This is a genomic window from Jatrophihabitans lederbergiae (assembly GCF_031845305.1).
Classification (GTDB): domain Bacteria; phylum Actinomycetota; class Actinomycetes; order Mycobacteriales; family Jatrophihabitantaceae; genus Jatrophihabitans_A; species Jatrophihabitans_A lederbergiae.
Map to the genome: position 1 here is coordinate 1 of NZ_JAVREH010000080.1, position 11,404 is coordinate 11,404.

The 11,404-nt window shown below is 65.3% G+C and carries 10 protein-coding genes and 1 pseudogene; 5 read left to right on the plus strand and 6 right to left on the minus strand.

Annotated elements, in window-relative coordinates; genetic code table 11:
- Positions 1-260: 260 nt before the first annotated feature.
- Positions 261-861, plus strand: a pseudogene (locus RM423_RS26060) (Tn3 family transposase); the annotation flags it as partial.
- Between the two features lie 554 nt (positions 862-1,415).
- Positions 1,416-3,635, plus strand: a complete 2,220-nt coding sequence (locus tag RM423_RS22995; RefSeq protein ID WP_311425383.1) for a catalase — start codon at positions 1,416-1,418, stop codon at positions 3,633-3,635.
- Here the strand turns inward: RM423_RS22995 and RM423_RS23000 are convergent.
- From RM423_RS23000 to RM423_RS23010, 3 genes are all read right to left on the minus strand, one after another.
- A complete protein-coding gene (locus RM423_RS23000) occupies positions 3,583-3,897 on the minus strand; it encodes a hypothetical protein (protein ID WP_311425384.1) in 315 nt (104 codons plus the stop codon). The two genes, RM423_RS22995 and RM423_RS23000, sit on opposite strands and share 53 nt — an antisense overlap.
- A gap of 235 nt (positions 3,898-4,132) precedes the next feature.
- On the minus strand, positions 4,133-5,362 hold the full coding sequence (locus RM423_RS23005; RefSeq protein ID WP_311425385.1) for a multidrug effflux MFS transporter: 1,230 nt from the start codon (positions 5,360-5,362) through the stop codon (positions 4,133-4,135).
- A complete protein-coding gene (locus tag RM423_RS23010) occupies positions 5,359-6,264 on the minus strand; it encodes an NAD(P)H-binding protein (RefSeq protein WP_311425386.1) in 906 nt (301 codons plus the stop codon). The genes RM423_RS23005 and RM423_RS23010 overlap by 4 nt, the downstream gene beginning before the upstream one ends.
- Before the next feature lie 81 nt (positions 6,265-6,345).
- On the opposite strand from RM423_RS23010, the gene RM423_RS23015 reads away from it, so the two are divergent.
- Entirely contained in the window at positions 6,346-6,792 is a 447-nt protein-coding gene (locus RM423_RS23015) for an Rrf2 family transcriptional regulator (RefSeq protein ID WP_311425387.1), read from the plus strand.
- Between the two features lie 293 nt (positions 6,793-7,085).
- On the opposite strand, the gene RM423_RS23020 is transcribed toward RM423_RS23015, so the two are convergent.
- Both RM423_RS23020 and RM423_RS23025 read right to left on the minus strand, forming a co-directional pair.
- The gene (locus RM423_RS23020; protein ID WP_311425388.1) at positions 7,086-8,351 is read right to left on the minus strand and encodes a Shedu immune nuclease family protein; all 1,266 of its coding nucleotides are present in this window, start codon (positions 8,349-8,351) and stop codon (positions 7,086-7,088) included.
- 134 nt (positions 8,352-8,485) lie between these two features.
- Positions 8,486-9,043: a recombinase family protein gene (locus tag RM423_RS23025; RefSeq protein ID WP_311425389.1), complete on the minus strand. Its 558-nt coding sequence runs from the start codon at positions 9,041-9,043 to the stop codon at positions 8,486-8,488.
- Between the two features lie 546 nt (positions 9,044-9,589).
- Here RM423_RS23025 and RM423_RS23030 point away from each other — a divergent pair.
- Positions 9,590-9,886 (plus strand): hypothetical protein, encoded by a 297-nt coding sequence (locus tag RM423_RS23030; RefSeq protein ID WP_311425390.1) that lies wholly within the window; start codon positions 9,590-9,592, stop codon positions 9,884-9,886.
- 281 nt (positions 9,887-10,167) lie between these two features.
- On the opposite strand, the gene RM423_RS23035 is transcribed toward RM423_RS23030, so the two are convergent.
- Positions 10,168-10,488 carry an EAL domain-containing protein gene (locus tag RM423_RS23035; RefSeq protein ID WP_311425392.1) on the minus strand — a complete coding sequence of 107 codons (321 nt, stop codon included), beginning with the start codon at positions 10,486-10,488 and terminating at the stop codon, positions 10,168-10,170.
- A gap of 306 nt (positions 10,489-10,794) precedes the next feature.
- On the opposite strand from RM423_RS23035, the gene RM423_RS23040 reads away from it, so the two are divergent.
- Positions 10,795-11,370, plus strand: coding sequence for a hemerythrin domain-containing protein (locus tag RM423_RS23040; protein ID WP_311425391.1), 576 nt, complete (start codon positions 10,795-10,797; stop codon positions 11,368-11,370).
- The last annotated feature ends 34 nt before the right edge of the window (positions 11,371-11,404 follow it).

Consider the following 11,404-nt stretch of genomic DNA (forward strand, 5'->3'; position numbering starts at 1 on the left):
GATGAACTCGCCACGCTGCAACTCGGCCCAAAACACCTGCACGTTCTCCGTGATCATGTGATTAGCGAACCGCATGGTCAACACCTCCACTCAGTCAGGTGTTGCGATCACCGCGAGAACCCAAGGATCCTCTTTCGGGACGGGTCGTGCTGATGGTGCGATCGGTCGCGCTTGCGGGGAATCAGTGGTTTTCGCGCGCAGCGAGAATGTCGACCTTTTGGAATGACGGCGGAGACTCGAATAGCTCGGCGTTGGCTTGCGCCGACTACGGGCCGCTTAACGGCCTCGCCCGCCACCACATCGACACCGACCTCATCGCCATTCACTGGGACGACCTGCTGCGCATCGCCGGCAGCCTCGCCACCGGAACCGTCCAAGCCTCAAACCTCCTCCGCGTCCTACAAGGAGGCGGCCGCCCCACCCCACTAGGACGGGCCGTCGCCGAACTCGGCCGGATCGCCAAAACGCTCTACCTGCTCGCCTACCTTGACGACGAGACCTACCGCCGCCGCATCCTCACCCAGGCTCAACCGCACCGAGAGCCGCCACGCCCTCGCCCGCGCGGTCTTCCACGGCCCACGAGGGCAGCTGCGGCAGCGGTACCGCGAAGGGCAAGAAGACCAACTCGGAGCCCTCGGGCTCGTCGTCAACGCCATTGTCTTGTGGAACAGCCGATACCAAGACGCAGCCCTCAACCAGTTGCGCGCTAGCGGCTACGAAGTTCACGACGACGACCTCAAACGGCTGTCACCCCTGGAACACGACCACATCAACCTCTTGGGGCGCCACCAATTCACCGCAGCCGATCTGACCCGAAGCCAACTCAGACCACTCCGAGACCCGACCGACCCTGAGGCTTAACGGACGATCCTGCTCGATTACTACTCAGACCCATAGCCACTCGGCCGACAAATTCGCGGCCTCGACCTGTGAAGCCGCTGCTGGGCGTGGCGCAGATCCGCGACAGCAGCGACTAAGGCCGGCGAGGGCGACGGTGACGGCCGCGACACGTGCCCCGGCATGACTCGTGCCGGGCGCGAGGAGCGTGATCCTCCGACCGGCTGAGCGCAACGCCGTACCACGTCGCGCCCGGCGCGGTCGAACGCGGCCGCGGCGTCGGTGAGCGGCCCACCCTGGTCGCCTTCCAGGCTGGCGGCGGCCGCAGCCAGGGTGTCCGACGCGCCCAGGCGGCCTCGCCGCGACATCCCGTTTGAGGGCTCGCGATGCGATGCGACGCTTTGGGCTGCCCGATCTTCGCGCCGTTGTGTGGCAGGTGCTTTACTCGACGTCAGGGCGGTGACCCCGAGCCGATGTGGGTCGCGGCGTCGGGCTCGTCCATTCGTGGTGTCCAACGGTTGCACCACGGGAGATGCGTGCCGGTCGATCCGTTTCTGGGCGATTCTTTGGAGGACCTGATGAGTGAGCAGCAGCCAGATCCAGTTGCGGACGCGCCGCAGGGCGGCGTGACCCGGCGGCGGTTGCTTCAGGCCGCAGGGATTGGGGCGGGGGCGGCAGCGGTAGCCCCGGTCCTGGGTGCCGGTGCCGCCTCGCCGGCCGTGGCGGCGGTGGCGCCGGTAGCGCCGGTGGCGCCGGTGGCTGATGGTCCATCGGGCGGTCCCGGGGTCGATGTGGGGTCGCGGTTGACCACGAATCAGGGCCTGCGGATCGCTGATGACCAGAATTCGTTGCATGCCGGCAGTCGCGGTCCGACGCTGCTGGAGGACTTCGCGTTGCGCGAGAAGATCATGCATTTCGATCATGAGCGGATCCCGGAGCGGGTGGTCCACGCCCGCGGGGCGGGCGCTCATGGGGTTTTCCGGCTGACCCGGTCGCTGGAGCGATTCACCCGGGCGAAATTACTCACCGACACCTCGGCCACGACGGAGGTGTTCGTCCGGTTCTCTACCGTCAACGGGTCGAGGGGATCGGCGGACACCGCGCGGGACGCGCGCGGATTCGCGACGAAGTTCTACACCAGCGAAGGAGTGTGGGACCTGGTCGGCAACAACATCCCGGTCTTCTTCATCCAGGATGCGATCAAGTTTCCGGACCTGGTGCACGCGTTCAAACCGGAGCCGATGCTGGAACTTCCGCAGGCCTCCACCGCCCACAACAATTTTTGGGATTACATTTCCCTGACCCCGGAATCGATGCACATGATCATGTGGGTGATGTCTGATCGGGGTATCCCCCGCAGCGTGCGGATGATGGAGGGGTTCGGTGTCCACACGTTCCGCTTGGTCAACGCCGCCGGGAACTCGACCTACGTGAAGTTCCACTGGAAGCCGACGTTGGGTGTGCACTCCCTGGTGTGGGATGAGGCGCAGAAGCTGGGTGGTGTGGACCCCGATTTCCACCGCCGCGACCTGGCCCGGGCGATCAACGACAAGCAGTACCCGCAGTTCGACTTCGGTGTCCAACTCCTCGCTGAACGTGACGTCGCGAAGGTCGGCTTCGACATTCTGGATGCGACGAAGCTGTGGCCCGAAGAGGTCGTGCCGGTCGTGCGGGTGGGACAGATGACGCTGAACCGCAACCCGTACAACTATTTCGCCGAGACCGAGCAGGTCGCCTTCCACCTGGGCCATGTTGTGCCGGGCATCGATTTCACCGACGACCCGCTGCTGCAGGGTCGCCTGTTCTCCTACCTCGACACCCAACTGAACCGCTTCGGCAGCGCCAACTTCCACCAACTCCCGATCAACCAAAGCCACGCGGCGGTGAACAACTACCAGCAGGACTCGGCGATGCGTTACGCCAACCACCCGGGCAACGTCAACTACGAACCGAACTCCTTGGGCGGCGACGCAACCGAAGCCCCCGCGTCCAAGGGCGGTTATGTGTCCTACCCCGAGATCGTCTCAGGACCGAAAGCTCGGGCCCGCAGCGCGACTTTCAGCGACCATTTCACCCAAGCGACCCTGTTCTTTCGCAGCCTCACCGGCCCGGAGCAGCAGCACGTCATTGATGCGTTGCGCTTCGAGCTGGGCAAGGTCAGCGCCCCAGCAGTGAAACACCGGATGCTCGCGCTGCTCGCTAACGTGGACGGTCGGCTCGTGCACGAGGTCGCCGTCGGTCTGGGGCTACCCACACCCGGTGGGAAAGTAGCTACCGGGGTGAAACCGTCGCCTGCGTTGAGTGAGGACCGGACCCCGAAGAGCCCGCATACCCGCCGGGTCGCGATCCTCACCGCTGACGGCGCCCACGGCGCAGACATCACCGACATGCAACAGCAGCTCAAGAAAGACGGTGTCGGCAGCGACGTCATCGCCCCGCACGAAGGCACCATCGCCACCACCGCGGGCAAGCTGGCGGTGAACTACAGCATCCTGACCACCCGCTCGGTTCAATACGACGCCCTCTACGTACCCGGCGGCGCCGCGGCGGTAACCACCCTCAAAGCCAACGGTGACGCCGTTCACTTCATCGAAGAAACCTTCAAACACTACAAATCCATCGCCGCCACCGGAGCCGCACAGGACCTGGTCCGCACCGCCGTAGGCGTCACCAACGTCCTCACCCAACCCGGCGTCATCACCGGTTCCACCGCGAAGACAGTCGCCGCCGCGTTCCTCACCGCGATCACCACCGACCGGCACTGGAACCGGACAGAAACCGACCGCGTATCCGCATAGCCAGCGCACCGTCCCGGCCACCGATCACTCGAGATCCATCAATCAGTGTGCTCGACGCCACCGGCAAACGTTCCACGCCGGTGACTTCAGTCAGACGACGCGGCACGGCCTCAACCGGCTGGATCGCGACGACACCTGCAGCATTCGACGCGGCCGCAAGCTCGATGTCGTAGGGTGACGCGCGGCGCTTGCAGGATTCAGGCTGCTCTATGAGGAGCTTCATCGCGGCGGACACGTAGTCCGCTGCTTCCGCCTCCGTCATCGACCGGGCATGCCAGTGTCAGGATGGCCGGGTCGTCGTAAGCGGCGACGAGCACAGTAACGTCAGCTGGTTCCCACGGCCGAAGAAGCAACTCGTCCACCCGTAGAATCGGTTGCGCTCGTAGGGCCATGCTTCCCGCTGAAACCATGGGTGCGGTCGTCCTGGGCACCAGTCGATCGTGTCATGAGGCCGGACTGCTGCCGCGACATCGTCTCGTAAGCCGATCGGTCCGCGGTCAGGTCTGGCGGTTGGGTGTTGATCGTAAGAGGGTGGCGAGAGTGATCAACGCTGTAAGCCCGAGCCCGGCGATGACTATGGCTGTGGGTAGGGCGCCGTTGGATGCGTGGATCCCCGCCAAGGGTGCGGCGAGTCCGCCTAACATGTATTGGCCGAAGCCGAGAAGTGCGGCTGCGGCACCGGCGTTGGCGCCATGGTTTTCCAGTCCCAATGCGGCGGCGTTGGGTAACACGAGTCCGACGCTGGTGACCACGATGAAGAATCCGACGAGTAGGGGCCACAGTCCTGCATTGGTGGCGACGACGATCAGGAGGGCGACGCCACCGGCTGCCGAGCCGACGACGCCCGCACCCAGCAGCAGCCGCGCATCAACGCGGTGGACGAGTCGACCGCTCGCTTGTGCCGCGGCGACGAGTCCGAGGGCGTTCACGGCGAACACGATGCTGTACTGCCGTGGGGACAGGCCGTGGATGTCTTCGAGGACAAACGGGGATCCGGAGATGTAGGCGAACATGGCCGCGAACACGAACGCGTTGGTCAGGGCGTAACCCAGAAGGCTCCGATCCTGGAGCAGGCGGACGTACACAGAGCCGGTTGCTCGTAGGCCGCCGGGCTGACGTGACTGGCGGGGCAGGCTTTCCGGTAGCGCGCCCACGCAGACGATGAGCACGGCGCCGCTCACTACGGCGAGCGCTAGGAAGATCGCGCGCCAGCCCGAGAGGCTCAGGATTTGGGCACCGAGAAGCGGGGCGAGGATGGGGGCGAGGCCGGTGACGAGCAGCAGCAGCGAGAAGTACCGGGCCGCTGCATTGCCGGTGTACTGGTCACGGACGCAGGCGTAGGCGATGACGAGCGCGAAGGCGCCCCCGATGCCCTGCACGCCGCGGAACACGATGAGCAGCGCGATGTTCGGTGCGATGGCGCACACCAAACCCGCCGCCGTGTAGACGGTGACTCCGGCCAGCAGAGGTCCGCGCCGGCCCAGCGCGTCACTCATCGGCCCGGCCACTAGCTGACCGACGGCCAGGCCGATTAAGCAGGCCGTCACCGTCAGCTGTGCGGTGGAGGCGGTGCTACCCAGATCGGCGGCCAGGCGGGGCAGACCGGGGACGTAGGCGTCGATAGACAACGGTCCGAGCGCAACGAGCGCCCCGAGAATCAGCAGCACGACGACCCCGCTGGCGCGAGACCGTCCGGCCTCGGCGGCGGTGCGTGTCTGTGTCGTCATTTCTGATCTCCATGCAGCGTGACGTCTCGGTGATCAGGATCAGGCACTTCGGGTTGTGCCCGGACGAGGTCTGCGAGCGGGGTGGGCTGGCGGCCGGTCAGATCGGCGACCGCGGTGCTCACGGTCGCGAGGTAGCCCTCGCGGGTCGATGCGCCGAACGACGTCACCAAACCTGCGACCTCCTCTGCAAGTCCGGCTTTCAGCAGACCGGCGCTGAACTCTGCATCGTCAACGTTGACAAGTTCGACCTCGCATGCGCCGAACTCGCGGGCCAGCGCGGCCAGGTCGCCGCCGCTGACTGCCTCGGGTCCGGTGATGTCGTAGGTCATGCCCTCGTGGCCGTCCTGGGTCAGAACGGCGGCCGCTGCCGCCGCGCAGTCCTCACGAGTGACGTAGGCGGTGGCACCCTCGCCGCCGTTGGTCACCAGTCGGCCCGACGCGGCAGCGTGCTCGATGCCCGGCACCTGCATGTGCGCGTAGAGGTTGTTGCGCAGCAACGTCCACCGCATACCGCTGTCCCGGAGCGCCTGCTCGGTGCCGGCGTGATCGGAGACTACCCGGGCCGGGTTGTCCGGCACCGGTTCGGGGACGGAGGTGTAAATGATGTGCCCGACGCCGGCTCTGGCAGCGGCGGCGATGGCAGCACGCTGGGGGTCCAGGCGGGAGCCGACCGCGTCGGTGGAGATCAGCAGCAGACGATCGACGCCCACGAACGCGGTCGCCAGCGTGCTGGGCTCGGTGAAGTCGACCCGCCGCACCTGTGCTCCACGAGCGGCGAGGTCGGCCAGCAAGTCCGGGCGCCGAGTGGTAAGCACGACCTCGCGCGGGTCGACGGTCAGCAGCACCAGTTCGGCGGCTGCACGTCCCAGAGCACCGGAGGCTCCGGTGATAGCGATGGTCATCTCTGCTCCTTATTGCAACTGTGGCGGCTACGAAAACGCTAACCGTAGCCGCAACGATTGCGGTATGGCAACATGGTTGTCGTGGCGACATCGAGAAACACGCAGTTTGCGGTAGCCGTGCACGTACTGACTTACCTAGCCGGCGAAGGCCGCGGCCGCACCACGAGCTCCGACGAACTGGCCGAGAGCACCAACGTCAACCCGGTTTACGTGCGCCGGGTGCTCGGTCCGCTGCGCGACGCCGGGCTCGTGCGCTCACACCCGGGCAAGCACGGGGGTTGGGAACTGTGTAGCGACGCCAGGGACATCACCCTCGAACAGATCTGGAAACTCCTCCAGGGCGGCCAACCGGTACTCGGGCTGCACGGACCCAACCCACGGTGTGCGGTCGGCCGCAGTGTCCAAAAGGCACTGACCGCTCTCGATCACCAAGTCGCCGACGCAGTCGCCACCGAACTCCAGCGGCTCACCATCCACGACGTCCTAATGCAAGGCGAGTCAAAACCGGTGAGCCCGCACCGCCGGTAACAGCACACCAACCGGCCTCAAGCACCTTTGTCTCCGCCCGGTAGCCGACCCTCCACCGGAACGCCTCAAGCTCGAACCGTCATGATGCAGATCGCCCGGCCCGTCGGCAGCACCGATTCCCGCAGGACCTGTCCGCTTTAATGCCCGGTGAAGGTAGCTCCAACGGTGCAGTCCTCGGGTCTTGGCGCGATGCTGATCGAGTTACACCCGCTGCTCCACGGGCACCCAGGATTCGGCTGCGCTACGAGACTGACCGTTGAGGCTGCCAGTCGGCAAGCAGCGTCACCCCCCAATCAATCCTGCCAAACCGCGGGAGGCTCGATCAGGTCCGCTTCTACCGTGGAAACGAGCCAATCAGCTCGCGCTAGCAGCTCATCGAACGTGATCACCTCGGGCTCGTCGAGGTGCCGCCGGTACAGCTCGAATGATCGGATCTTGTCCTGGTGGTGACCGCCAGCATCGCTCTCGAATTCGCTGAGCTGTCCGACGATCAGGTAGGACTTCGGCCGGAGGAGGTACGCGAAATCGTTGAGACTGTCGGTCCCGTCCGCGTCCTGTTTCTGCAAACGGTCGATGAAACCAAGGGACGCTCGATGAACGGTGCCTTGCACCTGGGCCACGCCGCCGGACAGGTGCTTGGCTGGAGCCCAACACCCTGCCCGGTAGAAGTCGCGCTCCAGCAGCGGAGTCCGGTGGGTCTTGATCTCGGCGAACACCATCGACTTGATGCGGCCGGAAGTCGTCATCAGCGCGTCGGTGCGCTTGCCCACGCCGAACACAGAGCGGCCAGCCGTCACTTGCTCCAGCTTGCCCGCATCCCAGGAGGTCAACAGCTGGGTGCCGAGGGCCATCCCCAAGATCCATGGGTTGCTCTCGAAGAAGCGCTGCCAGACCGCCTCTGGCTTCTTGTCCTTCGCAGCGTCGGCCACGCTGTCGAAAAACCCGTCGTCTTCAAGCAGCCGATGAAAAATCTCTACCTGTTTGCGTCGGCGGGCGAGGGCCATCACGTCGGCAGCACGCGGATCGTCTTCGATGAGGTTCCGGAAGCGGTCACCCTGCTGCTTGTACGCGCGCTCCAACGCCGTGGGATCGTTCAAGATGTCCTGGATGACTGATTCCGGGATACGGGCAGCAGTACCGTCCAGCGGCATGTGATCGAGCGTCTTGAGCATGTCGACCAACCGCTGCGCGTCGTCCCCTTTCAGGTTCAGGAGGATTTTCGCCGACGCTGCGCTCTCCTTCGTGGGCACACGGTGGACCCAAAGTTCTTTGACGCGGCCGACGTCACGGACGACGACAAGCTTGAACTGGAACCGGCCCGCGGGCGTCTGCGAGACCAAGTACTCCTCGCCGTCAAGAACTAAGCCAGACTCGGCTGGGTTGTCGAAGACCTGGTAGACGAACCGCGCTGGGTTGCCGTTATCTGACGAACCTGGGCGGGCATAGGGGAACGGGTTGGAATGGTAGACGTGTCCAGCGAGGCGCCCTTGGGCGAACGTCGTCTCGTTGACGTCGTCACCTTCGTAGCCGACCGGATCAGCGAACGGATCCTCGCTCACATTGCTAGCCCCCGATTGTGTCTCGTGTCTGTGCCGACGGAGATCGTATCCGTGGTGTACCAGTCCGTCATGACGCGCCCGAATTGACCTTATAGGTAGTAAGCAACGATCTGTACGTCTCATCATGTTGCGTTCTAGGTGGCTTGGTCGAGGTGCCGGTAGATGGTGGGGCGGCTGACTCCGAAGGTGTCGGCGATCTCTTGGACGGTGAGTTCGCCGGCGTCATACATTGCGCGGGCTTGAGTGATGCGGTTCTTGGTCATCTTGGGTTTCCGTCCACCGGTGCGCCCGCGGGCGCGCGCGGCGGCGAGTCCCTCGTGGGTGCGTTCGACGATGAGGTCGTGCTCGAACTCGGCCATCGCGGCGAGCAGGTGGAAAAAGAGACGCCCGCCGGGGGTGCTGGTGTCGATACCTTGGCTCAGCACGCGCAGTGCAACACCGGCGTCCTGGAGCTGGTCGGCGAGGTCTTTGAGGTTCTTCACCGACCGGCCGAGGCGGTCGAGTTTGGTGATGATCAGGGTGTCACCGGTCCGCAGGTATTTCAGGGCCTCATCGAGTGCCGGTCGTCGGGCGAGCGTGCCCGAAGCACGATCGGTGAAAATCTCGACGCAGCCGGCGGCGGTGAGGGCGTCGGTCTGGGCGTCGGGGTGTTGGTCTGTGGTGGAGACGCGCGCGTATCCGACGAGGGCCATGAGGTAATGTATCGCAAACTGTAGGTACCGTGCCGTAGTTTAAGTACACGGGTTGTGTTACACCGTGAGCCCAGCAAAGACGGATAACCCAGCCAGCGGTGCGTGGTGTCTCATAGACGATCGTTTTTCTGACACTAGGCCATCGGCGGCGACACGCCGGGCGAACTATGTCGGAAACTCATGTCGGAAATCTTGGGTGTCAACCAGCTAGTGTCGGTGAGTTGTTTTCCAGGTCGGCCATGGCTGGCGGGGGAGTGGCTCGGGGTTACCGGTTGGGATATGTCCGGGTGTCGACGCTGGAACAGGATCCGTGGTTGCAGCTCGACGCCCTTGCCGGCGCCACGGGCGGCCTTGGGCCACGTACGCGCGTTGACCAGCCCACAGGCACGCGCCGCGACAAGCTGGCCCGGCCCGAGTTAGCCGCCTACAATGGGTAGCCGTTCACCTACGTCGGGTGTTCGCTTGCCGACGTCTTGCTCGAAGATGTGACGCCGGCCGAGCCCGTGAACCCGGCGCGCACACGCAGATTGGAGTCAGATCATGTCGGTGAGCCGCGCCCCAGCCGACCGCGCCGCAGGGGCGCGCACCTGCCCGCGGTGGTGCACCACGGGGCCACAGCATGTTCCCGCCTCGATCGACCGGGACGGCACGATCAGCTTCAACCACGACGCCCGGTTGATGGCCGACGAGGTCAACGAGGTCAACGAGGTCACCGTCGCGCAGGCAGTCCTCGTCTACGCCGACGGCACCGCCGCCCATCCCGAGCCCGCCCAGCTCTACGTCTTCCTCCAGGACTCAGACGACCTTCCCCCGCTAAGGCGCTCGTTATCGGCACCGCCCTGATCCGAGCCGCCCACCTGCTCGCCGACATCAACGGCGAACCCCAGCAGCCGGAACTAGATCATCGCGCGGCGAGCTGACCCCCAAAGCGCGGTCGAGGCCTCGGCCGAAGCTCCCGGCCGACCGGGGACGCAGCACCCCCCGCGGCTGGAGGACCGCAGACTCCAGCCGCTCGACTCACTGTGACCCTGTGATCGTGGTCGAGAAGCCGAACGCCCACACGTCTCGGCCGACCGCCCGGAACGCCAGGATCGCGGCGAAGCGTTGAGGGGCGCGGTGGGTGCTCAGCGGTGGGGGCTGGTGCGTACGGGGTCGAAGTCCATGAGGTGGCGCAGCGGGTGCGGGCGGCCCAGAAGGTAGCCCTGGCCGTAGTGGACGCCGAGTTGGTGGACGGTGTGCAGTTCACCGGCGGTTTGGATGCCCTCTGCGATGACTTTCGCGTCGGTCGCGCAGGCGAAGTGGACCAGCGCCCCGGCCAGTGCCTGGCGCGCGGGGTCGGTGTCGATGCCGGTTGTCAGCACGCGGTCAAGTTTGATCAAGTCAGGCGCGAGTTTGAGGATGTGGGACAGGCCAGCGAACCCGGCACCGGTGTCATCGATCGCCAGCCGGGCCCCGGCCGGTGCCGATCGTCATGGCGATAGTGAGGGCGTTTCCAAAGGCGTAACGGCCCTGCCCATCGCGGCGCCCGGGATCCTTGAGCCCGAACGCACCCAACGCCGCAGGCCGCTTGACAGCAGCCAAGAGCTCGTCGGCAACCGTCCGTGGGCTCCTGCCGGGCTCTGTGCCGGAGTCGTGTTTCGGGCTAGCGTCAGCTCTGCTGGCAGCAGCATTGTGCAGGCGGCAGTTGAGCCGAGCAGAGCGTTGCCGACCGCGCGGCGGGCGCTGCGTGTCACTCAGGGCAGGAGAGGTTCATGGCACAGAGTCAACGCGACGTAATCGAGATCCTCACCCACGATCATCGTGAGGTCGAGCAGATGTTCGCCGAGCTGGAAGGCTTGCGCGGCGTCACCGATGAGCAGGGCCGGACCCGCCGCAAGGATTTGGTCGATCAGGCCACCATCGAGCTCGTGCGCCACTCGGTCGCTGAAGAGGCCGAGGTGTATCCGCGGGTGAAGGAGAAGGTCAGCGAGGCCGAAGCCGAACGCGCAAAGCAGGAGCATGCCGAGGCCGAGATCACGATGAAGCGGTTGGAGTCCCTGCAACCCGAGGATCCGGCCTTCGACGAGCAGCTCGCGACGTTGATGCGCGAGATCCGCGAACACGTCGCCGAAGAAGAGGGCCAGATGTTTCCGCATATGCGAACCATCTTCAGTGCCGACGAGCTGATGGAAATAGGCGCGAAAGTCGAGCGGGTCAAGAAGATGGCACCTACCCGGCCGCACCCCTCCGCACCGGACCAGCCGCCCGGCGACAAGGCGCTCGGACCCGTCGCAGGCCTTTTCGATCGGATGCGCGATGCCATCTCTGGCCGCGGCACCGACGACTGAGCCAGATTTGACACCAGCAGAGCCCTAACTCCCG

Coding starts and splice junctions, on each gene's coding strand:
- RM423_RS22995 (WP_311425383.1), top strand. CDS start 1,416: ATGAGTGAGCAGCAGCCAGATCCAGTTGCGGACGCGCCGCAGGGCGGC.
- RM423_RS23000 (WP_311425384.1), bottom strand. CDS start 3,897: ATGACGGAGGCGGAAGCAGCGGACTACGTGTCCGCCGCGATGAAGCTC.
- RM423_RS23005 (WP_311425385.1), bottom strand. CDS start 5,362: ATGACGACACAGACACGCACCGCCGCCGAGGCCGGACGGTCTCGCGCC.
- RM423_RS23010 (WP_311425386.1), bottom strand. CDS start 6,264: ATGACCATCGCTATCACCGGAGCCTCCGGTGCTCTGGGACGTGCAGCC.
- RM423_RS23025 (WP_311425389.1), bottom strand. CDS start 9,043: ATGGCCCTCGTCGGATACGCGCGCGTCTCCACCACAGACCAACACCCC.
- RM423_RS23040 (WP_311425391.1), top strand. CDS start 10,795: ATGGCACAGAGTCAACGCGACGTAATCGAGATCCTCACCCACGATCAT.